Source organism: Erythrobacter dokdonensis DSW-74 (assembly GCF_001677335.1).
Classification (GTDB): domain Bacteria; phylum Pseudomonadota; class Alphaproteobacteria; order Sphingomonadales; family Sphingomonadaceae; genus Erythrobacter; species Erythrobacter dokdonensis.
Genome location: NZ_LZYB01000001.1, coordinates 642,391 through 667,546, shown reverse-complemented (window position 1 = coordinate 667,546; position 25,156 = coordinate 642,391). Strand labels below are relative to the sequence as shown.

The 25,156-nt window shown below is 63.9% G+C and carries 26 protein-coding genes and 1 pseudogene; 2 read left to right on the top strand and 25 right to left on the bottom strand.

All coding sequences use genetic code 11. The features are described 5' to 3' along the window. Positions 1–6 precede the first annotated feature (6 nt). The 17 genes and pseudogenes from nuoL to I603_RS03110 form a co-directional block, all read right to left on the bottom strand. On the bottom strand, positions 7–1,998 hold the full coding sequence (nuoL, locus tag I603_RS03175; RefSeq protein ID WP_068862328.1) for an NADH-quinone oxidoreductase subunit L: 1,992 nt from the start codon (positions 1,996–1,998) through the stop codon (positions 7–9). Positions 1,999–2,005: 7 nt separating this feature from the next. Further along, positions 2,006–2,311: an NADH-quinone oxidoreductase subunit NuoK gene (gene nuoK, locus I603_RS03170; protein ID WP_068862327.1), complete on the bottom strand. Its 306-nt coding sequence runs from the start codon at positions 2,309–2,311 to the stop codon at positions 2,006–2,008. Further along, positions 2,308–2,931, bottom strand: coding sequence for an NADH-quinone oxidoreductase subunit J (locus tag I603_RS03165; RefSeq protein ID WP_068862326.1), 624 nt, complete (start codon positions 2,929–2,931; stop codon positions 2,308–2,310). Before I603_RS03165 ends, nuoK begins: the two co-directional genes overlap by 4 nt. 132 nt (positions 2,932–3,063) lie before the next feature. Next, positions 3,064–3,552 (bottom strand): NADH-quinone oxidoreductase subunit NuoI, encoded by a 489-nt coding sequence (gene nuoI, locus I603_RS03160; RefSeq protein ID WP_068862325.1) that lies wholly within the window; start codon positions 3,550–3,552, stop codon positions 3,064–3,066. After that, a complete protein-coding gene (gene nuoH / locus I603_RS03155) occupies positions 3,549–4,682 on the bottom strand; it encodes an NADH-quinone oxidoreductase subunit NuoH (protein ID WP_068862324.1) in 1,134 nt (377 codons plus the stop codon). The genes nuoI and nuoH overlap by 4 nt, the downstream gene beginning before the upstream one ends. Then, on the bottom strand, positions 4,679–4,870 hold the full coding sequence (locus I603_RS03150) for a hypothetical protein (RefSeq protein ID WP_068862323.1): 192 nt from the start codon (positions 4,868–4,870) through the stop codon (positions 4,679–4,681). Before I603_RS03150 ends, nuoH begins: the two co-directional genes overlap by 4 nt. Continuing rightward, positions 4,867–6,882, bottom strand: coding sequence for an NADH-quinone oxidoreductase subunit NuoG (gene nuoG, locus I603_RS03145; RefSeq protein ID WP_068862322.1), 2,016 nt, complete (start codon positions 6,880–6,882; stop codon positions 4,867–4,869). The genes I603_RS03150 and nuoG overlap by 4 nt, the downstream gene beginning before the upstream one ends. Next, complete coding sequence (gene nuoF, locus I603_RS03140) at positions 6,882–8,174, bottom strand: NADH-quinone oxidoreductase subunit NuoF (RefSeq protein WP_068862321.1); 1,293 nt, start codon at positions 8,172–8,174, stop codon at positions 6,882–6,884. Before nuoF ends, nuoG begins: the two co-directional genes overlap by 1 nt. Beyond that, positions 8,174–8,350: a hypothetical protein gene (locus tag I603_RS14420; protein WP_157090850.1), complete on the bottom strand. Its 177-nt coding sequence runs from the start codon at positions 8,348–8,350 to the stop codon at positions 8,174–8,176. The genes nuoF and I603_RS14420 overlap by 1 nt, the downstream gene beginning before the upstream one ends. Beyond that, positions 8,347–8,490: a hypothetical protein gene (locus tag I603_RS14675; protein WP_169711379.1), complete on the bottom strand. Its 144-nt coding sequence runs from the start codon at positions 8,488–8,490 to the stop codon at positions 8,347–8,349. Before I603_RS14675 ends, I603_RS14420 begins: the two co-directional genes overlap by 4 nt. Then, a complete protein-coding gene (locus I603_RS14670) occupies positions 8,487–8,657 on the bottom strand; it encodes a hypothetical protein (RefSeq protein ID WP_169711378.1) in 171 nt (56 codons plus the stop codon). The genes I603_RS14675 and I603_RS14670 overlap by 4 nt, the downstream gene beginning before the upstream one ends. Further along, positions 8,657–9,325: an NADH-quinone oxidoreductase subunit NuoE gene (gene nuoE, locus I603_RS03135; protein ID WP_068862320.1), complete on the bottom strand. Its 669-nt coding sequence runs from the start codon at positions 9,323–9,325 to the stop codon at positions 8,657–8,659. Before nuoE ends, I603_RS14670 begins: the two co-directional genes overlap by 1 nt. Next, positions 9,325–10,536 (bottom strand): NADH-quinone oxidoreductase subunit D, encoded by a 1,212-nt coding sequence (locus I603_RS03130; protein ID WP_068862319.1) that lies wholly within the window; start codon positions 10,534–10,536, stop codon positions 9,325–9,327. The genes nuoE and I603_RS03130 overlap by 1 nt, the downstream gene beginning before the upstream one ends. A gap of 2 nt (positions 10,537–10,538) precedes the next feature. Continuing rightward, positions 10,539–11,189, bottom strand: a pseudogene (locus I603_RS03125) (NADH-quinone oxidoreductase subunit C); the annotation flags it as partial. 11 nt (positions 11,190–11,200) lie between these two features. Continuing rightward, positions 11,201–11,779, bottom strand: a complete 579-nt coding sequence (locus I603_RS03120) for a NuoB/complex I 20 kDa subunit family protein (protein WP_068862317.1) — start codon at positions 11,777–11,779, stop codon at positions 11,201–11,203. After that, positions 11,776–12,150 (bottom strand): NADH-quinone oxidoreductase subunit A, encoded by a 375-nt coding sequence (locus I603_RS03115; RefSeq protein ID WP_068862535.1) that lies wholly within the window; start codon positions 12,148–12,150, stop codon positions 11,776–11,778. Before I603_RS03115 ends, I603_RS03120 begins: the two co-directional genes overlap by 4 nt. Positions 12,151–12,308: 158 nt before the next feature. After that, positions 12,309–13,739: a coniferyl aldehyde dehydrogenase gene (locus tag I603_RS03110; RefSeq protein ID WP_198157210.1), complete on the bottom strand. Its 1,431-nt coding sequence runs from the start codon at positions 13,737–13,739 to the stop codon at positions 12,309–12,311. Between the two features lie 166 nt (positions 13,740–13,905). Here I603_RS03110 and I603_RS03105 point away from each other — a divergent pair, with 166 nt between their 5' ends. Next, positions 13,906–15,102 carry an acetyl-CoA C-acyltransferase gene (locus tag I603_RS03105; protein ID WP_068862315.1) on the top strand — a complete coding sequence of 399 codons (1,197 nt, stop codon included), beginning with the start codon at positions 13,906–13,908 and terminating at the stop codon, positions 15,100–15,102. Between the two features lie 20 nt (positions 15,103–15,122). Here I603_RS03105 and I603_RS03100 read toward each other — a convergent pair whose 3' ends face one another. Then, entirely contained in the window at positions 15,123–15,620 is a 498-nt protein-coding gene (locus tag I603_RS03100) for an SH3 domain-containing protein (RefSeq protein ID WP_084439795.1), read from the bottom strand. A 95-nt stretch (positions 15,621–15,715) separates the two neighbouring features. On the opposite strand from I603_RS03100, the gene I603_RS03095 reads away from it, so the two are divergent. Then, positions 15,716–16,723, top strand: a complete 1,008-nt coding sequence (locus I603_RS03095; protein ID WP_068862314.1) for a 2-hydroxyacid dehydrogenase — start codon at positions 15,716–15,718, stop codon at positions 16,721–16,723. Here the strand turns inward: I603_RS03095 and I603_RS03090 are convergent. The 7 genes from I603_RS03090 to I603_RS03060 all read right to left on the bottom strand — a co-directional run bounded on the left by I603_RS03090 (position 16,720) and on the right by I603_RS03060 (position 24,947). Next, positions 16,720–17,424 (bottom strand): esterase/lipase family protein, encoded by a 705-nt coding sequence (locus I603_RS03090; RefSeq protein WP_068862313.1) that lies wholly within the window; start codon positions 17,422–17,424, stop codon positions 16,720–16,722. The two genes, I603_RS03095 and I603_RS03090, sit on opposite strands and share 4 nt — an antisense overlap. Before the next feature lie 16 nt (positions 17,425–17,440). Further along, on the bottom strand, positions 17,441–18,844 hold the full coding sequence (locus I603_RS03085; RefSeq protein WP_068862312.1) for an NAD(P)H-dependent flavin oxidoreductase: 1,404 nt from the start codon (positions 18,842–18,844) through the stop codon (positions 17,441–17,443). A gap of 94 nt (positions 18,845–18,938) precedes the next feature. Further along, a complete protein-coding gene (locus I603_RS03080) occupies positions 18,939–19,670 on the bottom strand; it encodes a class I SAM-dependent methyltransferase (RefSeq protein ID WP_068862311.1) in 732 nt (243 codons plus the stop codon). 2 nt (positions 19,671–19,672) lie between these two features. Next, positions 19,673–20,800 carry a peptide chain release factor 2 gene (prfB, locus tag I603_RS03075; protein WP_068862310.1) on the bottom strand — a complete coding sequence of 376 codons (1,128 nt, stop codon included), beginning with the start codon at positions 20,798–20,800 and terminating at the stop codon, positions 19,673–19,675. An 85-nt stretch (positions 20,801–20,885) separates the two neighbouring features. Then, on the bottom strand, positions 20,886–21,419 hold the full coding sequence (locus I603_RS03070; RefSeq protein ID WP_068862309.1) for a peroxiredoxin: 534 nt from the start codon (positions 21,417–21,419) through the stop codon (positions 20,886–20,888). A 51-nt stretch (positions 21,420–21,470) separates the two neighbouring features. Next, positions 21,471–23,993: a penicillin-binding protein 1A gene (locus I603_RS03065; protein WP_068862308.1), complete on the bottom strand. Its 2,523-nt coding sequence runs from the start codon at positions 23,991–23,993 to the stop codon at positions 21,471–21,473. Positions 23,994–24,047: 54 nt separating this feature from the next. Further along, complete coding sequence (locus tag I603_RS03060; protein ID WP_068862307.1) at positions 24,048–24,947, bottom strand: N-acetylmuramoyl-L-alanine amidase family protein; 900 nt, start codon at positions 24,945–24,947, stop codon at positions 24,048–24,050. Between the last annotated feature and the right edge of the window lie 209 nt (positions 24,948–25,156).

Here is a 25,156-nt window from a genome sequence, read left to right as displayed (position 1 = left end):
GCGCTCCTAAAGCAGAACGTAGGTGACAGCGGCGACCAGCCCGAGGAGCATGATCAGCGCATAGGTGTAGACGTAGCCCGACTGGATCGACTTGGCCGCGGTGGCGCTGCGATCGACCACCCAGGCGATGCCGTTGGGGCCGAAGCGATCAATCGTGCCGATATCGCCAAGCTGCCAGAACTTGCGGCCGAGCCAGAAGGCAGGCTTCACGAAGATCGCGTCATAGAGCTCGTCGAAGTACCACTTGCGGAACACGAAGTTGTGAAGCGGGCCGAAGGCAGCGACGAACTTCGCCGGGATATCGGGCTTGGCGATGTAGGCCACGTAAGCACCCATGAAACCGAGCAGCATTACGACGAAGGCCGAATACTTCACCCAGTATGGCACCGCGTGCATCGCGTGGATTAGCGGCTCGTTATAGAAGATCGATCCGGCCCAGAAGGCGGCCTCGTCAAGGAACTTGGGTGCGAACACCTGGCCCGCTGCCACCGCGCCGATGGTCAACACGCCAAGCGGGATCAGCATTGAAACCGGGCTTTCATGCGGGTGATAGCCGCCGGTGGTATCCTCGCCCGCTTCTTCCGGCGTCTTGTGGACGGCGTGCTGAATGTGCTCGCTCTCGATCCAGCGCGGCTTGCCCCAGAAAGTGAGGAACAGGAGGCGCCACGAATAGAAGCTGGTCAGCAGAGCGGCACCCACGCCCAGCCAGAAGGCGGTGGTGGACACCTGCGTGCCGCGCGCGAAGGCGACTTCGAGGATCGCATCCTTGGACCAGAAGCCCGCGAAACCGACGCCGAGGTGGTAGACCCCCAGACCCGTGATCGCCAGCGTGCCCGCCAGCATCGCGTAGAAAGTCAACGGGATGTGCTTACGAAGGCCGCCGTAAAAGCGCATGTCCTGTTCGTGGTGCATCGCGTGGATTACGCTGCCCGCGCCCAGGAACAGCAGCGCCTTGAAGAAGGCGTGGGTAAACAGATGGAACATCGCCGCCCCGTATGCCCCGACGCCTGCCGCAAAGAACATGTAGCCCAGCTGCGAGCAGGTCGAATAGGCGATCACCCGCTTGATGTCCCACTGCGTCGTACCGATGGTGGCGGCAAAGAAGCAGGTCGCAGCCCCGACGATGGTGACGATAGTGAGCGCGGTCGGCGCGGTCTCGAACATCGGCGAGAGGCGGCACAGCATGAACACGCCCGCTGTCACCATGGTCGCCGCGTGGATCAGCGCCGAGACCGGCGTCGGGCCTTCCATCGCGTCGGGCAGCCACGTGTGCAAGCCCAGCTGCGCCGACTTGCCCATCGCCCCGATGAACAGCAGGATGCACAGGATATCCATGGTGTAGAGGCGCATGCCGACGAAGGTGATGGTCGAGCCGCTCATAGCCGGGGCGGCGGCGAGGATCTCGGCAATCGAAGTCGTCTGGAACACCAGATAGGTGCCGAAGATGCCGAGCATGAAGCCAAGGTCGCCGACGCGGTTGACCACGAAGGCCTTGATCGCCGCCGCGCCTGCGCTGGGCTTTTTGAACCAGAAGCCGATCAGCAGGTAGGAGGCAAGGCCCACCCCTTCCCATCCGAAGAACATCTGCACCAGGTTGTCGGCCGTCACCAGCATCAGCATCGCGAAGGTGAACAGCGAGAGGTAAGCGAAGAAGCGCGGCTGGTCCGGGTCTTCCTCCATGTACCCCCACGAATAGAGGTGCACGAGCGCCGACACGCTGTTGATCACCACCAACATGATCGCGGTAAGCGTATCGACCCGCAGGCTCCAGTCGAAGGAGAGCGTGCCGCTTTCCACCCACTTGAGAACTTCGACCACTTCGGCGCTCTGCGTCCCGCCGAGGAAGCCGAGGAAGATCGGCCAGCTCAGCCCCGCCGAAAGGAACAGCGCACCGGTAGTGACGGACTTTGCCGCCACATTGCCGATCATGCGGTTACCCAGCCCCGCGACCAGCGCGGCCAGCAGCGGGCCGAACACGATGATAAGGATCGGATGCACGAGCGCTTTACCCCTTCATCCGGTTGATATCGTCGACCGCGATCGAGCCGTGGCCGCGGAAGTAGATGACGAGGATGGCGAGGCCGATCGCCGCCTCGGCCGCCGCAACGGTCAGCACCAGCATCGCGAAGATCTGGCCGACGAGGTCCTGCATGAAGGCGCTGAAGGCGACGAGATTGAGGTTCACCGCCAGCAGGATGAGTTCGACCGCCATCAGGATGACGATCACGTTCTTGCGGTTGAGGAAGATCCCCAGCACGCCGAGCACGAACAGGATCGCGCCGACGGTGAGGTAATGTTCGATGCCGATCACAGCTCGACCCCCTGCCCGATCTCCGGGTGCTTCATGACGGTTGCCTCCTCGGGACGGCGACGGATCTGCTTGCCCACGTCCTGCCGCGCCCGCGCACCGGGCTTGGGCGGCTGGAAGGTCAGCACGATCGCGCCAATCATCGCCACCAGCAGGATAATCCCTGCGATCTCGAAGAGCGCGATATACTTGCCGTAAAGCAGCGCGCCCAATGCCTCGATATTGCTGGTGTCTGCCGCCTGCATCGCGGAACCATCGGGCGAACCGAGCGTCAGCCCGCCCGCGTTATAGGCCCCGACCCCCAGCAGCAGTTCGGCCAGCAGCACCGCGGCCACCGCCAGCCCCAGCGGCGCATTGCGGCTGAAGCCTGCGCGCATCGCGGCGAAATCAATGTCGAGCATCATCACGACGAACAGGAACAGCACCGCGACCGCGCCGACATAGACAATCACCAGCAGCATCGCGATGAACTCCGCGCCCACCAGCACCATCAGGCCGGCAGCGTTGAAGAATGCCATGATCAGCCACAGCACCGAATGCACGGGATTGCGCGCCATGATCGTCATCACGGCGGCGCCGACCACGATGGTCGCGAAGAAATAGAAGGCGATGGCCTGTATCATGCTGGTCCCCAACCTTCGGATTGTCCCGCCTGACGTGCGGTTCCGAGAGCCGTCCTTACTGATCCCGAATTGCGTCTGCGCGGGGTTTGCCGGAGCGCCGCCCGCGCGGTTGTGTTCTGTTTGTGGCGCGCCCTAGCGATAGGGTGCGTCGGCTTCAAGATTGGCCGCGATGGCCCGTTCCCATTTGTCACCATTCGCAAGCAGCTTGGCCTTGTCGTAAAGCAGCTCCTCGCGGGTTTCGGTGGCATATTCGAAATTCGGCCCCTCGACGATCGCATCGACCGGGCAGGCTTCCTGGCAGAAGCCGCAGAAGATGCACTTGGTCATGTCGATGTCGTAGCGGGTGGTGCGGCGGCTGCCGTCCTCGCGCGGTTCGCTCTCGATCGTGATCGCCTGCGCCGGGCACACGGCCTCGCACAGCTTGCACGCGATGCAGCGTTCCTCGCCGTTCGGGTAACGGCGCAGCGCGTGTTCACCCCGGAAGCGGGGCGAGAGCGGCGACTTCTCGAAGGGGTAGTTGATCGTCGCCTTGGGCTTGAAGAAATACTTCAGCGTCAAGGCGTGCGCCTTGAGGAATTCCCAGAGGGTGAACGATTTGATGAGGTGGGAGACGGTGGTCATGACTGGCCTCTCACAGCAGTCGGCTGCGCGGGGTTGGTTTGGACGATTTCGGTGGCAGTTGCGGGCACCTCGGCGATGCCGACCTTGTCGAAATGCCCCGTCGCCATCAGGTACCCGCTGGTCACTGCGACGAACAGCAGGCTCATCGGCAGGAACACCTTCCACCCGAGGCGCATCAGCTGGTCGTAGCGGTAGCGCGGCACCGTCGCCCAGATCCAGCTGAACATGAAGAAGAACAGGAAGGTCTTGACGAGGAACCACACGATCCCCGGCACCATGTAGAGCACCGGAATATCAAGCGGCGGCAGCCACCCGCCCCAGAACAGCAGCGTGTTGAGCGAGCACATCAGCAGGATGTTCGCATACTCACCCAGCCAGAACAGCGCGAAGCTCATCGAGGAATATTCGGTCTGGTAGCCCGCGACGAGCTCGCTCTCGGCCTCGGTCAGGTCAAACGGCGCGCGCGCGGTTTCAGCGAGGGCCGAGATGAAGAACACCACCCACATCGGGAACAGCAGCGGGTGCACCGCATAGGCGTTGATCACGCCCAGCCCAAAACTCTGCTGCGCGCGGACGATGCCGCCGAGGTTGAACGTGCCCGCAAACAGCACCACGCAGACCAGCACGAAGCCGATCGAGACTTCGTAGGAGATCATCTGCGCCGAGGCGCGCATCGCCGAGAAGAACGGGTATTTGGAGTTAGACGCCCACCCGCTCATCACCACGCCGTAAACCCCCATCGAGGAGATCGCGAGGATGTAGAGCAGGCCCACGTTGATGTCGGCGATCACTCCGCCATCCCAGAACGGAATCACCGCCCATGCGGCAAGCGCCACGGTGAAGGTGATGATCGGCGCGAGCAGGAAGATGCCCTTGTTCGCGGCCGTGGGGATGATGGTTTCCTGCAGGAACACCTTCAGGCCATCCGCGAAGGATTGCAGCAGCCCGAACGGCCCGACCACGTTCGGCCCGCGCCGCAGCATGATCGCGCCCAGCACCTTGCGGTCGACATAGATCACCATCGCCACGCTGAACATGACAAGCAGCGACACCACCACGATCGCGACCACGGTGGCGACGGTCCACGCCCATTCGTAGGGAAGGCCGAGGGATTGGAAGAAGGCGGTCACGAACGGGCCTCCATATAGATGTCGAGCCGGGTCAGCAGCGCGGCCGCGATAAGCAGCCAGCTCCCGTAGAACAGGTTGTCGATCACGGGGCCATTAGTCGCAACGGTGCCGCCGATCGCGAGCACGAAGAACGCGATCAGGAAATGCGGCGTGAAACGCGCAACCGCGCGGGTGAATGCGTCGCTCACTCTGCGGCCTCCTTGACGTCAGCACCGTGGAGCAATTCGTCCGAGCACTGCTGCATTACCGCGCTGGCGCGGGCGATGGGGTTGGTGAGGTAGAAGTCCTTGATCGGGTAGCCCGCAATCTCGCCTTCAGCCTTGGCGGAGCTGTCCGCCTTGGGCAGCGCACCGTAATCGGCAAGGCCTTCCTCGCCCAGCGCAGGCACGGCGGCGATCATCGCGGCCTGCAATTCGGCGAAGCTGTCGAAGCCGACTGTGACGCCCAGCGCGTCCGCCAGCGCGCGCAGGATCGTCCAGTCCTCGCGCGCGTCACCGGGGGCAAAGACCGCCTTCTCGGCAAACTGCACGCGGCCCTCGGTGTTGACGTAGGTGCCGTCCTTCTCGGCATAGGACGCGCCCGGAAGGATGATGTCAGCGTGGTGCGCGCCCTTGTCGCCGTGGTGGCCGATATAGACCTTAAGGCTCTTGGCGTAGGGCGCATAGTCCATCTCGTCCGCGCCGAGGCTGAGCAGCACCTTCGGCTTGGCGGCGGCGATGTCGGCCATGCCGCCCGCAAGCGTGAAGCCGAGCATCAGCGACGCCATGCGCGCCGCCGAGATGTGCAGCACGTTGAAGCCGTTCCAGCCCTCACGCACCAGCCCGAACTTGTCGACCAGCTTGAGCGCCGCCGGAAGCGCGCCCTTGGACAGCGCCGCCGCGCCGAGGATCACCGCCGGACGCTGGGCCGACTTCATAACGTCACCCAGTTCCTTGGGGATGCGGTTGAGCAGCTTGAGATCGGAACCGAGGAAGGTCGCCGGATAGGTCGGATCCCATTCGGGGCCGATGATGTAGACCTTGGCGCCCGCCTTCACCGCTTTGCGCAGGCGCACGTTGAGCAACGCGGCTTCCCAGCGGACATTGCTGCCGACGATCAGAATCGCGTCGGCGGTCTCGATGCCTGCAAAGGTGCTGTTGAAGTTGACTGCGGCAAGGTTCGACACATCATAGGTCATGCCGGTTTGGCGCGCCTCGGTGAGCTGCGATCCGCAGGCATTGACCAGCGCCTTGGCGGCAAACATCGTCTCGGCATCGAGCAGATCGCCCGCGACCGCAGCGATGCTGGCCTTGTCGCTTGCCAAGGCACCCGCGATCATCCCGAAAGCTTCGGTCCACTCGGCGGGCTGGAGCTTGCCCTCGCGGCGCACCCACACGCGGTCGAGACGGCGCTTGGTGAGGCCATCGACCTGATAACGGCCCTTGTCCGACAGCCACTCCTCGTTGACGTCGTCGTTGACGCGCGGCAGCGCCCGCATGACTTCTCGGCCCTTGGAATGGAGCGTGATGTTGGCCCCGACCGCGTCCGAGACGTCGATGCTGAGCGTCTTCTTCAGCTCCCACGGCCGCGCCTCGAAAGCATAGGGCCGCGAGGTCAGCGCACCGACCGGGCACAGGTCGATGACATTCGCCGAAAGCTCGTGCGCCGCCGCCTGCTCCAGATAGGTGGTAATCTGCATGTCCTCGCCGCGGTACAGCGCGCCGATCTCGTCCACGCCCGCGATTTCTTCCGAGAAGCGAACGCAGCGAGTGCAGTGGATGCAGCGGGTCATGATCGTCTTGATCAGCGGGCCCATGTATTTCTCGGTGACGGCGCGCTTGTTCTCGGCAAAACGCGAGCCGCCGCGGCCATAGGCGACCGCCTGATCCTGCAAATCGCACTCGCCGCCCTGATCGCAGATCGGGCAATCGAGCGGGTGGTTGATGAGCAGGAACTCCATCACGCCCTCGCGAGCCTTCTTGACCATCGGGCTGTCGGTGCGGATTTCCTGACCCTCGGCAGCGGGCAGCGCACAGGAGGCCTGCGGCTTGGGCGGCCCGGGCTTCACCTCGACAAGGCACATGCGGCAATTGCCGGCGATGCTGAGCCGCTCGTGATAGCAGAAGCGCGGGATTTCCTTGCCCGCCAGCTCGCAGGCCTGGAGCACAGTGGCGCCCGCCGGGACCTCGATTTCCTGACCGTCTACGGTGACCTTGGGCATTACTCGGCTGCCTCTTGGAATTGCGCGTTATGCTCGTTGATCCGCCGCTCAAGCTCGGGACGGAAATGGCGGATGAGGCCCTGGATCGGCCATGCGGCGGCGTCGCCGAGCGCACAGATGGTGTGGCCTTCAACCTGCCTGGTGACTTCCTGCAGCATGTCGATTTCCTCGATTGCCGCATCGCCTGTGCGCAGGCGCTCCATCATGCGCCACATCCAGCCCGTGCCTTCGCGGCAGGGGGTGCACTGGCCGCAGGACTCGTGCTTGTAGAAGTAGGAGAGGCGGCTGATCGCACGGACGATGTCAGTCGACTTGTCCATGACAATGACCGCCGCCGTGCCGAGGCCGGAGCCCAGTTCCTTGAGGCCATCAAAGTCCATCGGTGCGTTGCGGATTTGCTCGGCAGGCACCAGTGGCACGGATGAACCGCCGGGGATAACGGCAAGCAGATTGTCCCACCCGCCGCGGATGCCGCCGCAGTGCTTTTCGATCAGCTCCTCGAAGGGGATGCTCATCGCTTCTTCCACGACGCAGGGCTTTTCCACGTGGCCGGAGATCTGGAACAGCTTGGTGCCCTTGTTGTTCTCGCGCCCGAAGGAGCTGAACCACGAAGCCCCGCGCCGCAGGATCGTCGGCGCGACTGCGATGCTCTCGACATTGTTGACCGTGGTCGGGCAGCCATAAAGTCCCGCGCCTGCCGGGAACGGGGGCTTGAGGCGCGGCTGACCCTTCTTGCCTTCGAGGCTCTCGATCATCGCGGTCTCTTCGCCGCAGATGTAGGCGCCCGCGCCCCGGTGCATGAAGACGTCGAAGTCATAGCCCGACTTGCAGGCGTTCTTGCCGATGAAACCCGCCGCATAGGCTTCGTCGATCGCCTTCTGGAGCGTCTCGGCCTCGCGGATATATTCGCCGCGGATGTAGATATAGGCCGCCCGCGCGCGCATCGCGAAACCGGCGACCAGCGCGCCCTCGACCAGCTTGTGCGGATCGTGGCGCAGGATCTCGCGGTCCTTGCACGAGCCGGGTTCGGATTCGTCGGCATTGATGACGAGGAAGCTCGGCCGGCCGTCGCGCGATTCCTTGGGCATGAAAGACCACTTGAGGCCGGTCGGGAAGCCCGCCCCGCCCCGCCCGCGCAGGCCGGAAGCCTTGATTTCCTCGATAACCGCATCGGCCCCGCGTTCGAGCAGCGCCTTGGTGTTGTCCCAGTCGCCACGCTGCTGCGCCGCCTTCAGGCCCCAGTCCTGGAAGCCGTAGAGGTTGGTGAAGATGCGATCCTTATCGGCGAGCATTACTGCTTTCCTTGTTGTTTGGCGCGCTTCAGGCGCACCAGCGAAATCACCTGGAAGACAAGGCCCAGACCCATCAGAATCACGCCCATCTCGGCCTTGCCCGTCGCGCTGAAATAGGCGCCGAGCGCAAAACCGGGCAGCCCGGCCCCCGCAAAGGCAAGTGTCAACGGGCTCATCCGATCACCCCTTGGGTGTAGAGTCCGTAGAGCACCGCCAGAATGAGCAGGATCACCCCCACGCGCATCAGGCCCATCAGCACCTTGTAGGCGATGAAGGCCAGCACGGCTGCGCCAAGGAGGGAGGCGACGGCGGTCACGAGCGGTCCCTGCCTTTCAACAATCGACAGGCCGCGCCAAAGCCGCCGAACAGGAATCCGAGGATCGCCCACACGACCCAGCTGTCGCCGCTCAGGAACTCGAATACGGCGAGCCCTAGGAACATGAGGCCTATCAGCCCGCCACCGATTTGCGCCTTGTTGCCCATCACCACTCGCCCCGGTAATCGTGGTTTTCGGTGACCATGTCCTTGAGCGTGGTCGGCCCGCCCGTAGGCTCGGAGGTATGCCGCCCCGGCTCCTGCGTGCCGGTCTTGGGGCTTTGGCCCGCCGCCAGCGCATCCAGAACCGCGTCGAGCCGCTCGGGGGTCAGGTCCTCGTAATTGTCGTCATTGATCTGGACCATCGGCGCGGTCGCGCAATTGCCCATGCATTCGACTTCAGTGAGGGTCCACAGGCCATCCGCCGAGACCCCGCCCTTCACCATTCCGCGCTTCTTGCAGGCGGCCATGATGTCATCGCTCCCGCGCAGCATGCAGGGCGTGGTGCCGCACACCTGCACGTGGAATTTGCCCACGGGCTTGAGGTTGTACATGAAATAGAAGCTGGCGACCTCGAGCACGCGGATCACCGGCATGTCGAGATACTTGGCGACATATTCGAGCACCGGCAGCGGCAGCCACCCCTGCGTATCGGTCTCCGCCCCGACCTGCCGCTGGGCGAGGTCGAGCAGCGGCATCACCGCCGAACGCTGGCGCCCTTCGGGATACTTGGCAATGTGCCAGTCGGCGGTTTTCTTGTTCTCCGGCGTCCATTCGAACGCCCCCCAGCGCGCGCGCAGTTCGGGGGTGTCGGGAGCGGGGGTACGGTCAGCCATTATCTGTCACACTCACCAAAAACGACATCGATCGCGCCGAGAATAGCCGTCGCGTCGGGCAGCATGTGGCCGCGGCTCATGAAATCCATCGCCTGAAGGTGCGAGAAGGCGGTGGGGCGGATCTTGCAGCGGTACGGCTTGTTGGTGCCGTCGCTGACGAGATAGACGCCGAATTCGCCCTTGGGGCTTTCGGTCGCCACGTAAACCTCGCCCGCAGGCACGTGGAAGCCTTCGGTGTAGAGCTTGAAGTGGTGGATCAGGCTTTCCATCGACTGCTTCATTTCGCCGCGCTTGGGGGGCGAAACCTTGCCGTCGGTGCTGGCGATCGGGCCTTGCGGCATGTCGCGCAGGCACTGCTTGATGATCTTCGCGCTTTCGTAGACTTCCTTCACGCGCACCATGAAGCGGTCATAGCAGTCCGAATTGGTGCCCACCGGGATGTCGAACTCCATCCGGTCATAGACATCATAGGGCTGGCTCTTGCGCAGATCCCACGGGATGCCCGCAGCGCGGATCATCGGGCCGGAAAAGCCCCATGCCACCGCGTCTTCGCGGCTGACCACGGCGATATCGACATTGCGCTGCTTGAAGATGCGGTTGTCGATCACAAGGCTCATCGCATCGCCGAACAGTTCGGGCAGACGGTTGTCGAGCCAGTCGCCGATATCGACCAGCAGCTTTTCCGGCACATCCTGGTGCACGCCGCCGGGACGGAACCAGGCCGAGTGCATGCGCGCGCCCGACGCCCGCTCGAAGAAGTTAAGGCAGTCCTCGCGCAGTTCGAACACCCACAGGTTGGGCGTCATCGCGCCCACATCCATCACGTGCGCGCCGATGTTGAGCATGTGGTTGCAGATGCGGGTCAGCTCGGCGAACAGCACGCGCAGATATTGCGCACGGAGCGGCACCTCGATGTTGAGGAGCTTCTCGATCGCCAGCACATAAGAGTGCTCCATGGCGAGCGGTGAGCAATAGTCGAGCCGGTCGAAATAGGGCAGCGCCTGGAGGTAGGTCTTCTGCTCGATCAGCTTTTCGGTACCGCGGTGGAGCAGGCCCACATGCGGGTCGATCCGTTCGATCACCTCGCCGTCAAGCTCCATCACCATGCGCAGCACGCCATGCGCGGCCGGGTGCTGGGGGCCGAAATTGATCGTGTAGTTGGAGATGACTTCGCCTTCGGTAGTCGGCGATTCTTCGAGTTGCATGCTCATTTCTTCGCCTCCGTCTCCGGCTTGGCGGGGGCTTTCTCGTCAGCCTTTTCATCTCCGGGCAGCACGTAATCGGCGCCTTCCCACGGCGAGAGGAAATCGAACGTCCGCATTTCCTGCGCGAGTTCCACCGGCTCGTAAACGACGCGCTTTTCCTCTTCGGAATAGCGCAGTTCGGTATAGCCGGTCATCGGGAAGTCCTTGCGGAACGGGTGCCCTTCAAAGCCGTAATCGGTGAGAATGCGGCGCAAGTCGGGATTGCCCGCAAAGGTCACGCCGTACATGTCGAACACCTCGCGTTCGAGCCAGCCAGCATTGGGCCACAGCGTGGTCACGGTCGGCACCGGCGTGTCTTCGCTGGCCGAACACTTCACCATCACGCGGTGGTTCTTCGTGAGGCTTTGCAGCATGTAGACGACTTCGAACCGTTCGGCCCGGTCGGGGTAGTCGACGCCCGCAATTTCCATCAGTTGCTGATATGCATGGTCATCGCGCAGGGTCCGCAGCACCTTGTCGAGGCTGTCGCGCTCGACGCGGAAGATCACTTCGCCATGCGCCTCGACAGCTTCGATCAGCCAGACGCTGATCGTTTCGCTGATAGCGTCGATCACGCCCTCGTTCGAAGCGAACTTCGGGGCGGAATGAAGAACGGCCATATCTCTCGCCCTTACCTCTCGATCGTGCCCACGCGGCGAATCTTGCGCTGCAATTGCATCACGCCATAGAGCAGCGCCTCGGCGGTCGGGGGGCAGCCGGGCACGTAGATGTCGACCGGCACGATGCGGTCGCAGCCGCGCACGACGCTGTAGCTGTAATGGTAATAGCCACCGCCATTTGCGCAGCTGCCCATGCTGATCACATATTTGGGATCAGACATCTGGTCATAGACCTTGCGCAGCGCCGGGGCCATCTTGTTGCACAGCGTGCCCGCCACGATCATCACGTCCGACTGGCGCGGGGAAGCGCGCGGGGCGATGCCGAAGCGCTCCATATCATAACGCGGCATGTTCACATGGATCATCTCGACCGCGCAGCAGGCGAGCCCGAAGGTCATCCACCACAGGCTGCCGGTGCGCGCCCACTGAAACAGCTCTTCGGTCGAAGTGACGAGGAAACCCTTGTCGTTCACTTCGGTCTGGAGCGCGGTGAAATAGCTCGCATCGGGCTGACGCACCTCGCCGCCCTTGGCGGTGCTGAGAGCCGAGACATCAGGAAGTCCCTGGGGAGGAGAAACGGTATTATTCATTCCCAGTCCAACGCCCCTTTCTTCCATTCATAGGCAAGTCCGACCGCGAGGATGAACAGGAACACCATCATGCCCAGCCATCCGGTCCAGCCTGTCTCGCCGAGACTGACGGCCCAGGGAAACAGGAAGGCTGCTTCGAGATCGAAGATGATAAAGCTGATCGCGACGAGGTAGAAGCGCACGTCGAACTGGCTGCGCGCGTCCTCGAAGGCGGGAAAGCCGCATTCGTACTCGCTGAGCTTTTCCGCATCGGGGTTGTGCGCGCCGGTCAGCCGCGACACCGCCATCGGAGCGACCACAAACAGGATCGACAATCCGAACGCGATGAGAATGAATAACAGTATCGGCAGATACTGGCTGAGATCGATCACGGCGATGTCCAAGCTATTAATCCCTCGGGTCGCCCCTAAGCCTGTCGCGTGCTCGGCGCAAGCCTGCGACTCAGGCAAAAGCCCTCAGAGATGTTGCATGAAATCGAACGCTCGTTGCAGCCGGCCCGTTGCCGCCGGATGGCAAAATGCGTTCCCGCCTATTTCATCATCCGCGCCGCCGCCTGATCGGTCGCCTTGCCATAGGGCGGCTTCAGCCCGCCCAGCTTGGCAATGTCGATCTTCGGCTGGTGATAGACCGCGCGCGCATGGCTGAATTCGCGGAAGCCCTCGATCGCGTGATAGCTGCCCATACCCGACGGGCCGACCCCGCCGAAAGGCAGGTCTTCCATCGAGACGTGGAACACCACGTCATTGGTGGTCACCCCGCCCGAAATGGTGCGGGTGAGCACGCGCTCCTGCTCGGCGCGATCCTCGCCGAAATAGTAAAGACCAAGTGGGCGATCATGATCATTGACGTAATCCACCGCCTGATCGACCGATTTGTAGGTCATCACCGGCAGGACGGGGCCGAAGATCTCCTCCTGCATCACGGTCATCTCGTCGTTGACCCCGCGCAGCACGGTCAGCGGCATCTTGCGCTGGTTGGCATTTCCGAAGTCTTCCCCTGCCGGGTTAACCTCTATCACCTCGGCGCCCTTGTCACGCGCATCGGCAACCAGACCCTGAAGCCGCTCGAAATGGCGGTCGGAGACGATCGAAGCATAGTCGTCATTGTCGAGCAGGCGCGGATACATTGCCGCCGCCGCACCGGTCACGCCCGCAACCGCCTCGTCGGCCTTGTCATCGGGCACCATCAGGTAATCCGGCGCAAGGCAGATTTGCCCTGCATTCATCATCTTGCCGATTGCGATACGTTCACCGGCCTTGGCGAAATCGGCGCTGCGCCCCATGATGACCGGCGACTTGCCTCCCAGCTCCAGTGTCACCGGTACGAGATTTTCAGCGGCTGCCTGCATCACCCGGCGTCCTGTCGCGGTCGAACCAGTAAAGACGAGGTGATCGAAGGGCAGCGACGAAAAGGCAGCGGCCACCTCGGGCCCGCCGGTCATCACCGCGACTTCCTCGGGCGCGAAATACTCGGCGGTCAGCTGTGCCATCAGCTCGCTGGTGCGTTCGGTGAACTCGCTGGGCTTTATCATCGCCCGGTTGCCCGCGGCGAGCACCTGCATGAGCGGACCATAAGCCAGCTGCACCGGAAAATTCCACGGACTGAGGATGCCGATAACCCCCTTGGGCTCATAGCGAACCTCGGCCCTTGCGCCCAACAGTCCAAGCGGAAACTGAACCTTGCGCTTTTCGGGCTTCGACCACTGGTCGATGTGCTTCAATGCATGGGCACCCGCGCCGACCGTGGCGGCGATGTCGGTCAGCATCGACTGTTGGATCGATCGGCTGCCGAAATCGGCGCTCATCGCCTTGGCGAATTCCTCACCATGCTCCTTCACCAGCGCCATCGCACGGCGGATGCGGTCCTTGCGCTGCGATAGCGGCTCGGGCCGCGAGGCGGTGAAGGCGGCGCGTTGCCGCGCGAGCAGGGCTTCGAGTTCATCGCGGCGGTCGTCAGCCATGTCGTTCTCCCGTTCGGACATATGCGTTTTAATTTGCGACCTGTTCTTGCGGAAAGCCAGCGGTCTGACAAGCATCTTGGCGCAGCGAAGGTATAATTGCCATTGTCGCAATGCAGCATTAGAGCCGCCCCCAACCTGACCACATCCTATCGAGGGACGACCAGTCATGACCCAACTTTCCCCCGCTGATCCGATCGTGATCCTTTCCTACGCCCGCACCCCGATGGGCGCCATGCAGGGCGCCCTTGCCGACGTCGCCGCAACCGATCTTGGTGCTGTGGCGGTCAAGGCCGCGGTCGAGCGCGCGGGCGTGGCGGGCGAGGATATCGACCGCGCCTATATCGGCTGCGTCCTGCCCGCAGGTCTCGGCCAAGCACCGGCACGCCAGGCCGCGATCAAGGCCGGCCTGCCGCTTAGCGTCGAGGCAACCACGGTCAACAAGGTCTGCGGCAGCGGCATGCAGACCGTCATCATGGGCGCAGAAGCCCTTGCCAGCGGCACCATCGACGTGGTCGTTGCTGGCGGGATGGAGAGCATGACCAATGCCCCCTACCTGCTCAAGAAGCACCGTTCGGGCGCGCGGCTGGGGCATGACACGGCCTATGACCACATGTTCCTCGACGGGCTCGAAGATGCCTACGAACCGGGCCGCGCGATGGGCACCTTCGCACAGGAAACCGCCAACGAATACCAGATGACCCGCGAGGAGATGGACGCCTACGCCATCGAATCGCTGGCACGCGCGAGCAAGGCAATCGAAACCGGAGCCTTTGCGGGCGAGGTCGTGCCGGTGACCGTGTCGACCCGCGCGGGTGACGTGGTGGTCGAGCACGACGAGGCACCGTCCAAGGGCCGCCCCGACAAGATCCCGCAATTGCGCCCCGCCTTCGCCAAGGACGGCACGATCACCGCGGCGACGTCCAGCTCGATTTCCGACGGCGCTGCCGCGCTGGTTCTGACGCGCGAGAGCGTGGCCAAGGACAGGGGCCTTGCCCCCGTCGCCCGCGTTGTCGCCACCGCCGCCCATGCCCACGCGCCTGCCAAGTTCACCACTGCGCCAATCCCAGCGATCGAGAAGGTGCTTTCGCGCGCGGGCTGGAGCGTCGAGGATGTCGACCTGTTCGAAGTCAACGAGGCGTTCGCCTGTGTCGCGATGTTCGCGATGCGCGACCTCGGCATCCCGCACGACAAGATCAACGTCAACGGCGGCGGCACTGCTCTCGGCCACCCGATCGGCGCCAGCGGCGCACGGATCATCGTCACGCTGCTCAATGCGCTCAGGACGCAAGGCAAGAAGCGCGGTGTCGCCTCGCTGTGCATCGGCGGCGGAGAAGCCACCGCGGTCGCTGTCGAACTGGTCTGACAGCGCCAGGCCGGGCGGCGCTATTCGTCGCCCGGCAAGTCCTCTTCGCCCCACAGGCGCTCGCGCGCGATCCAACCGGTGCGTCCACCGATATCGAGCTCGCACCAACTGTCACGGCAGCCCTTGAGCTTCCCGACGACGCCGGGCTCGGCGCGCCAGCGCAGCGTGGACGCCGCGGCCGGTTCGGCGCGCAGATCGGCAAGCCCCTCGCCCGTGACAAGTGCGCCGCGCTCGGGATCGAGCTGGCTGCGGGCGATCCAGCCCTGCGCCCCTTCGGGATCCTCGACGAAGCGCCAGCCTTCGCGCACCCGCACCACCTTCACCGGCAGGCCCTTGCGCCTGTAAACCCATTCGATCGGATATTCCTCGCTCGGGCCGACGCGCATGCGCACCTCGTCATAGCGCAGGCTCGCCCAGTAGGGCACCTCGCGGTCCTGGGCATGGGCCGGATCGCAGACAATCGTGACCGCCAGCAGCAGACACAGGCCAAACACGGCAAAAACGCGGAATCCCATCATCGCCCGATGCGATAGCCGCTCTCGTGCACCCGTTTCAAGCAGACTTGCCGCATCACGCCTTGACCGCGTGGGGGCTGTGGCATTAGCCGAAGGCCATGTCCGACAGCCGACCCCCGCTTGAACGTCCCCGCGTCATCGTCACCCGCCATCTGGTGCCCGAGGTGGAGGCGCGGATGCGCGAATTGTTCGACGTGGTGCTGAACGAGGCGGACGTGCCGCTGACCCGCGACCATCTCGCCGCGGCGATGCAGGATTGCGACGTGCTGGTGCCGACCGTGACCGACCGGATCGACGCCGATCTGATCGCCGGGGCGGGCGAGCGGCTGGGCCTGATCGCCAATTTCGGCGCAGGCACCGAGCATATCGACCTTGCCGCCGCCGCTGCGCGAAAAATCATCGTCACCAACACGCCCGGCGTCTTCACCGACGACACGGCCGATCTCGCCATGGCGATGATCATCGGCGTGCCGCGCCGGATTCGCGAAGGCACCGGGCTGGTGCGGCGCGGCGAGTGGACGGGGTGGACGCCGTCGGGCCTGCTCGGGCGCAAGCTGGCGGGCAAGGTGCTCGGCATCATCGGCATGGGGCGCATCGGGCAAGCCGTCGCCCACCGCGCGCGCGCCTTCGGGCTGGAGATCGCCTATTACAACCGCAAGCCCCTGCCCGAGGCGCTCGAGCGGATGCTGGGTGCGCGTTACGTGGCCGACGTCGATGCGCTGATGGGCGAGGCCGACATTCTCTCCCTGCACTGCCCGCTTTCCGATGAAACCCGCGGACTGATCGACGTGCAGCGGATCGCGCTGATGAAGAAGGGCGCCTGCATCATCAACACCGCGCGCGGCGAGTTGATCGATCAGGAAGCGCTCATCGCCGCGCTGCAATCCGGGCATCTCGCGGGCGCGGGGCTCGACGTCTATCCGGACGAGCCCAACGTGGACCGCCGGTTGATCGACCATCCTAATGTCATGACCCTGCCCCACATCGGAAGCGCGACCACCGAGGGCCGCGAGGATTCGGGCCACAAGGTGATCGCCAATATCCGCATGTGGGCCGACGGCCACCGCCCGCCCGATCAGGTGCTGACGGCGCTGGTGCGGGGTTAGGACCCGGCCGCCAGCTGGCTTCCGAGTTCCGTGATAATCCGGGCGATCGCCGCCCTGCCCGATCCCATCTCGAAATGGCGGAATGGCACTTCGATCTCCGCGTCGCGTTCCTGCGGTTGTCCGCGTGCGCCTGCAGGGGAAATGACGCCGTCCTTGCGCGACCAGAGCGCGACCGTCCGAACCGGGGGCTTGCGAGATGGATCATCAGGTAGTGGCGGCGCGTCGACGGCGTGATCATTGATCGCCTCGTAGACCCGCCAGGCATTGTTCGCTCGCCGGTCGCCCGAAAACGGCGTTCCGAGTGTCATCACCAGCGCGACGGCATCGGGATACCGCTGGGCAAGAACGCGGGCGTAGATACCGCCCAGACTCCAGCCCAGCAGCACCAGTTTGCGCCCTTCCCTGGAGTAGAGATCCAGCAGGCGGCGCTCTGCCATGGCGAGGCTGCGGGGGCTGATTCCGGTGATGAAACCGAGATCGGATGAATAGGCACGATAGCCCGCGGCATCGAGCGAGCGGCGCAGGAGCGATGTGGACTTGTCGCTCGACAGGATGCCGGGCAGCACGAGAACGGGTTGGCCCTGCCCGTGCGGCGCTGGGTTCACCTCTTCGGCCCGCCGAAGCGGGCTGAAGATGATCGGCAATGTATGCGGCAGTTCACGCAACCAGAGCGACAGGGGCGGTGGCGCGGTATCTTCCATTGCCCCGCGTCGTCCCTCAATCGCCCGTCAAAATCCGCTCGACCAGTTCGCCCACGCTCGGCGTGTAACCGTTAGAATAGAACGGATCGGTCTTGAAGCGGTAGGCCGCGTGGCCCGCGAAGGCGAGGTTGTTGTCGGGATCATCGCCGTGGGCAATGTCCTGCAGGGTCTTCTGGATGCAGAAGCTGCGCGGGTCGGCCAGACGCCCAGTGGTGAAATCGTCGTGATCCTTCCAGCTTGAGAACCCGCAATGCGACAGGCAGCCCATGCAGGCCTGCTGATCTTCGCGGATCGTGTCGCGCGCTTCCGGCGTCACGAAGATAATCGTGCCATCGGGAGTCTTGAGCGGCTCGGTATGGCCGGCGCGCATCCACATTTCGGCACGCGCCTTGTCTTCGGGCTTGACCCAGAAGCTGCGTGCCTTGCCCTCCTCGCCCAATTGCACCGTAACTTCTTCCTCGCCGCGCTTGAAGAACGGGATTTGGCGCTCGGAGCGGTGCATCAGGTCATAAAGGAAAGGGGTCTTGACCGCGCTCGAATAGAACCCGGTGGGTGAGAACTTGTGAAGGAGCACGTCGCCCGGTTCGACTGTGCGCAGCATGTCTTTCCAGATCTGCGGGATCGGGCTTTCGCGCGTCAGCAGTGGACGCGTGCCGAACTGGAAGGCGATCGTGCCGAGTTCGGGATTGTCGATCCAGTTCTCCCACTCGCGCAGGTACCATACCCCGCCCGCCATCACGATCGGGACGGAATCCGCAACACCCTCGGCACGCATGGTGTCGCGCAGCGCCTTGACGCGCGGATAGGGGTCTTCCGGCTTGGTCGGGTCTTCAGCGTTGGAAAGGCCGTTGTGCCCGCCCGCCAGCCACGGGTCTTCATAGACCACTGCCGCCATCAGTTCCGACACTTTGTGATAGCTGCGCTTCCAAAGCGCGCGGAAGGCGCGCGCGGAGCTGATGATGGGCAGGTAGTTGACGTTGAAGCGCGCCGCGATCTCGGCCAGCTTGTAGGGCATCCCCGCCCCGCAGGTAACGCCGGTCACCATGCCGCGGGTGCGTTCCAGCACGCCTTCGAGCACGGCCTGCGCCCCGCCCATCTCCCACAGCACGTTGATGTTGATAGCGCCCTTGCCGCCCGCGATCTCGTAGGCCTTCTTCACCTGCGTGGTCGCGCCGTCGATGGCGTAGCGGATAAGTTCCTGGTGGCGCTCCTCGCGGGTACGGCCGTGATAGACCTGCGGAATGGGGTTGCCATCCTCGTCATAGCTGTCGGCATTGACCGCGCTGACCGTGCCGATACCGCCCGCCGCCGCCCAGGCGCCGGAACTTGCATGATTGGTCGCCGAAACTCCCTTGCCGCCCTCGACCAGCGGCCAAACCTCGCGCCCGCCATAGACGATCGGGCTCAATCCCTTGAACAATGAAAACTCCCCTTCGTGCCCTGCTGACACGCTTTACGTGAAGGTGACATAGTGCCGCGCGGCGCAACCCGCAATCTCCGACGCTAACTTGCCCCTAGCCCAGATTGCAGGGCCTGATGGCCTCGGGTTCGGTGCGCTGCTCACCGCGTTGAAAGCGTGCGAAATAGCCCTTGATGTCAGGCCGCTCGAGATATTCGACCAGAACGTAGCCCACAGCCTCAAACTCGCAGAACAGCAAGGTGTGCGGTAGTCCGTGCCGCCCCACAGGACTGTCGCTCTCGACCACGATGATCTGCCCGTCGGCATTGAGCGCGGGCCACATCCGCCACAGGAAAGCGTAAGGCTCGGTCACCTCGTGATACATATGCACCAGGAAGATGCGGTCGAAACTGTCGGGTGGCAGCTGCGGATCGTCCGCCTCGCCCGGCTTGATCGAGATATTTTCGAGCCGTTCGCGCTCTACACGGCGACCAAGCCGCTCAAGCGCCTCCCAGTCAATATCCTGTGCTAGGACGCGCCCGTCCTCTCCGACCCGCTCGGCAAGGCGCACGGTGTAATAGCCCTCCCCTGCCCCGATATCGGCAACAGTCATGCCGGGGCGGATATCGGCGAGGTCCATAACCACCTGCGCCTCGTTGCGTTCATCGCGCGCGTCTTCGTTCGCGAACTGGTTGGAGACGACCTTCGCCACCGGACGATCGGGCTTGGGAAATACGATTTCGCCATCGCCTCGATCCGCTGCGACCGGCAGTATCTGGTCGCAGCCGGAAAGCGCGAGTGCGCCCGCCACCAGTATCGCTGCGGCCTGCCAGTACCGTCCGCCCATCCCTATTCGACGTCCTCGATCTCGACCGTCTCGCCCGTTACCCGCTGCGCCAATGCCGCCGATATGAACGGATCGATCGCCCCGTCGAGCACGCTATCGGGCGAGGTAGAGACGACACCGGTGCGCAGGTCCTTGACCATCTGGTAGGGCTGCAAGACGTAGGAGCGGATCTGGTGGCCCCAGCCGATATCGCTCTTGGCCGAATGCTCGGCGCTGGCGGCTTCCTCGCGAGCGCGCATTTCCGCCTCGTAAAGCCGCGCCTTCAGCATGTTCATCGCGATTTCGCGGTTCTTGTGCTGGCTGCGGTCCTGCTGGCTGGCAACGACAATGCCGGATGGCTGGTGGGTTATGCGCACCGCAGAATCGGTCGTGTTCACGTGCTGGCCGCCCGCGCCAGAGGCACGATAGGTGTCGATCTTCAGGTCGGCCGGGTTGATTTCGATCTCGAACGAATCGTCGATCACCGGATAGACCCACACGCTTGAAAAGCTCGTATGGCGACGGGCCGAGCTGTCATAGGGGCTGATGCGCACGAGGCGGTGGACGCCGCTTTCGGTCTTGGCATAGCCATAGGCATTGTCGCCCTTGATCAGTAGGGTGGCCGACTTGATCCCGGCCTGCTCGCCCGCCTGGTATTCCACGGTCTCAACCTTGAAACCGCGCCGCTCGGCCCAGCGGGCGTACATGCGCAACAGCATCTCGGCCCAGTCCTGACTCTCGGTCCCGCCCGCTCCGGCATGGATTTCGATATAGGTATCATTGCCGTCGGCCTCACCCGAAAGCAGCGCCTGCACCTTGTCGGCATCGGCACGGTCCGCAAGCGAGGCAAGCGTGGTCAGACCGTCCTCGACGATCGAATCCTCGCCCTCGGCCTCGCCCATCTCGATGAACTCGACCGCGTCGCGCATCTCCGCCGAGATTTCGTTGACCGTGTTCACCGCCGTTTCGAGCGTCTTCTGCTCGCGGCTTATCGCCTGCGCCTGCTTGGGATTGTCCCACAGGGTCGGATCCTGGACGCGCGCGTTAAGTTCGTCGAGCCGACGCAGTGCACGCTCCCAGTCGAGCGACTGGCGCACCAGCGCCAGTGCTGCCTCGATGCGGTTGATGTAAGCCTGGGCCTCGGCCCGCATGGGTATTCCTTCAAGATAGGCGAAAACCGGGTCCGATTAACGCGGGCAGCGCGATTGTAAAGCGGCCGGGCCTGTGCTTGTCCGCCTACTTCTTGAGCGCGCGCACTGCAGCGAGCGTCTTTTCGACATGACCGCGATAGTCGCTGTTGGAATGCACTGCAACGACCCGGCCGTCGGGGGCGATGACGTAGGAGGTCCGGCTGGTCAGCCCGGAATTGCCGAGCGCGACATCATAACCCTTGATCACCGCAGGGCCGGCCACGCCGACCGGAAACGCATCACGGCATTCCTCGCGGCTGAAACGCTTGAGGGTCTCGATGTCGTCGTTCGACATGCCGATAACGCTTGCGCCCACCGCCTTGAACTGGGGCATGGCCTCGGCAAAGGCGTTGGCTTCAAGCGTACAGCCGCTGGTGAAGGCCTTGGGGTAGAAATAAAGCACCACCGGGCCCTTCGCGAGAGCGGCGGCAAGGGAGAAGCCGAATTCCTTGCCCGCCAACGCGGCGCGGGTGGTGAAACCGGGGGCCTTTTCACCCACCGGCAATTCGGCGGCGGCGGTGGTGGCTAAGCCGACCGCGGCAAATCCAGCGGCGGCGCACAAAGCGAGTTTTCTAATCATGCACACGCAACCTTCGAGACAAGCACAGGTTCCCCTGCGGAACTCCGGCGATCAGTAAATTCCGCCCTGCTCCTCGACGAAGTCACGCGGGGCACCGGGATCATCTTCGCGCACGGCGCCGTCAGCATTGGCGCGCCCCGCCCGGATCAGCTCGAGAATCTCGTTGCGGCGGGCGGCGATCTCGTCCTGCCGGGTGAAACGCTCGGGTTCGGTATCGGGCTTGAAGGCTTCCCATATGATAGCGGAGCGCGGATCATCGGTCGGCCAACCCTCGAACACGCGCTTGCCCGTGCGCCGGTCGACCCTGACCATCCGCACACCCTCGGGCGCGACGGGAGGAATGTCGGACCATTTCGCCTTCGTCTTTTCGATCATGCTATTGATGATCGGCGCGGCGATCGTGCCGCCATAGGCATAGCCGCCCATGTTGCGCGGCTGGTCAAAGCCGACATAGGCCCCGGCGACCATCTGCTGCGTCCCGCCGATGAACCACACGTCCTTTGGGCCACTGGTCGTGCCGGTCTTGCCGAACAGCGGAAGGCCGAGAGGATTGAGCACGGTCGCAGTCCCGCGACTGACGGCTCCGCGCAGCATGTGCATGACCTGAAACGCGGTACGGGCGTCCATTGCCTGCACGCCCTTCAGACCGAAGCGCGGCATTGGCTTGCCATCCCATTCCGGCATGCTGCAACCACGGCAGTCGCGCCCGTCCGCGCGCCACAAAACCTTGCCGCGACGGTCCTGCACATAATCGATCACAGTCGGCTGGTTGAGGCGGCCATGATTGGCCAGCGCCCCATAGGCTGCGACCATCTTCGACAGGGTGGTTTCCCCCGCCCCCAGCGCGGTTGAAGGATAGGGATCGAACTTGCCGATCCCCAGCTTCTCGACCGCCCGTACAACATTGCTCATGCCCGCAGTCATGCCGATCTGCACGGTCATGATGTTCTGTGACTGTTCGAGGCCGTAGCGCAGCGGGAACTGCCCCGCACGACCGCCACGGATGCACTTCTCGCCCAGGTTCGCGCCCTGATAATAGCAATAGCGCGAGTTATCGATCTGGGTCGAAGGGGTCATGCCGGAATCGAGCCCGGTAGCATAGACGAAGGGCTTGATGGTCGAACCCGGCTGACGCATCGCCTGGGTCGCGCGGTTGAAATCGGACAAGCGGTGATCGAACCCGCCTTGCATTGCCAGGACCCGGCCATATTGCGCATTCTGCACAACCAGTGCGCCCTGCGCCTCGGGGACGGTGCGTACCTGCCAGCTATTTCCTGACGGACCGGCAACGATCACGTCACCGGCCTTGAGCCGGTCGGGCAGGCCCGTCAGCGGTGCCTCGGTCCCGTCGGAAAAACCGATCCGCGCCGAGGAACCCGACCGGCTGGTGACAACGCCCACCCGCCAGTCGCGGTAATTGATACCCAGCGGCGAGCTTTGCAGCTGGCTAGCCCAGTTGCCCTGGCTTACGTCGATGGTCGCGACCGGACCGGTCCACCCGCGCCCGCCATGATAGCGCAACAGGCCCTCGCGCAAGGCATCACGCGCCGCCAGCTGGATCTCCGGGTCGAGCGAGGTGCGCACCCACAAGCCTCCGGCATAGACCGAGTTCGGCCCGTCCTCGGCGGTTTCACCGAAACGATCAATCAGTTCGCGCCGCACCTCCTCGAGGAAATAGCCCGCATCCACGCTGCGCTCGCGCCGCTGGGTGACAAGGCCGAGCGGCTTCGATGCCGCTTCCCGCCGTTCGGAGCCGCTGATGAATCCGTTCTTTTCCATCTGGTCGAGGACGAAATTGCGCCGCGCCAGCGCTGCCTGCTCCTGCCCCTTGCGACCGTAGCGTTCTGGTGCCTTGGGCAGGATCGCCAGAAACGCCATTTCATGCAGGTCCAGTTCGTCCACATCCTTGTCGAAGTAGGCGCGCGCAGCCGCCTGCACACCAAAGCTGCGCCGTCCGAGCGGTATCTCGTTGAGATAGAGCTCAAGGATTTCCTGCTTGGTCAGCACCTCCTCGATGCGGCCGGCCAGGATCATCTCCTTTAGCTTGCGTGTGACCGAATATTCATCTCCCAGCAGGAGGTTCTTTGCGACCTGCTGGGTGATGGTAGAACCGCCGACGGCCCGCTCGCCCGAGCCGAACTTGCGGGCATAGTCGAACACCGCATTGGCGGTGCCGAAATAGTCGATGCCGCTGTGGCTGAAGAACGTCTTGTCTTCTGCCGAAAGATAGGCCTCGACCAGACGCTCGGGAAAATCGCCATATTGCAGCTGGACGCGCCGTTCGCGCGCATAGGAATGAACGATCTCTCCATCATGGCCGCGCACCACCGTGGGAAGCGGGGTCTCGTAGGTGAGCAGCGCCTCGGCCTCGGGCAGATCACTGGCGAGCCACACGAAGACAGCGATCCAGATCGCAAGCCCTACCGCGAGCAGGCTGGCCAGAACCTTGAACAGCAAGCTCGATCGCCATTTCGCGCCGAACCATGCCAGCGCGCCGCCAATATCGCGGTTCACGCGGTAGCGGAGATAGGCCCAGGTGGATTGCGGGCTGGTGGCGTCAACAGGCTCGGTCATGCGCGGCGGGCAAGTAGCACGCGTCAAGCGACCAAGGCTAGCCGCTTTGCGTCCCTAATCCCCGCTGCGCGTAACATCGGCGCGGCGCGCGAAGTAGACCCTGATCGCACGTGCGAGCACCGCAGCGTATTCCGCCTGTCCCTCGGAGGTTGTCAGACGATCCCGATCGCTGCGATTGGTCACGAAACCGCTCTCGAACAGGACCGAAGGCACGTCGGGCGCACGCAGTACCGCCAAGGCTGCGGCACGGCGCGGCTGAGGATGGAAGGCGAGCCGCTCGCCCCCCTCGCGCACTACCAGCCCTGAAAACTCGATCGCATCCTCCTGCGTGCGCTGCTGCGAGAGCTCGACGAGAATCGCGCTGACCGCCTCGCTGGTTCCTTCGATCGCAATGCCGTTGAGCCGATCGGCATCATTCTCGCGGGCGGCAAAACGCGCCGCCGCCTCGCTCGAGGCTTCCTCGGAGAGGGTGTAAATGCTTGCACCGCTCACGTCATCGCGCTCGCCAGCGGAATCGGCATGGATCGAGAGGAACAGATCGGCATCGAGCAGACGGGCAATTTCGGGCCGGTGCGCAAGCGGCAGGATGCTGTCGTCGTCGCGGGTCAGGGCAACGCGAATCCGGCCCGCGCGGAGCAATTCGTCACGCAGCGCCGTCGCCAGCGCGAGCGTGATGTCCTTTTCCCGAACCGGACGGCCTTGCGCGTCTTCGCCGATGGCACCGGGATCGCGCCCGCCGTGCCCTGCATCGATCACGACAAGCGGAAGGGAAGGATCGGCCGGGCCCGATATCTCCGGCAGATCGACCGGGATGGCCTCGCTCGCCAGCACGAAGCGCTGCACATAGTCGCGCCCCCAGTACGGGACGGGGAGTTTTACGCCGAGCGCCGCCGCCCCGCCGACCAGCAGCGCAGGAACCAGCAGCACGATCAGCAGCAGGGTGCGAAAGCTCATGTCGCAAATCGCTTACGTTCTTGCTGTAGGATAACGCAATAGAGTTGCGGGGTTCGGCCCACAGTGCTAGCGAAGCATTCCGAGAGGTTGCGACATTGTGCGCTGCGCACTTTCCCGCTCAACCTCTCGCGCCGGGCCTCGTGTTTCCTTCGTATCCCGGCTCATGAACAGGTTGATGCAGTGACAGGACGCTTTTCCCCGCAACTCAG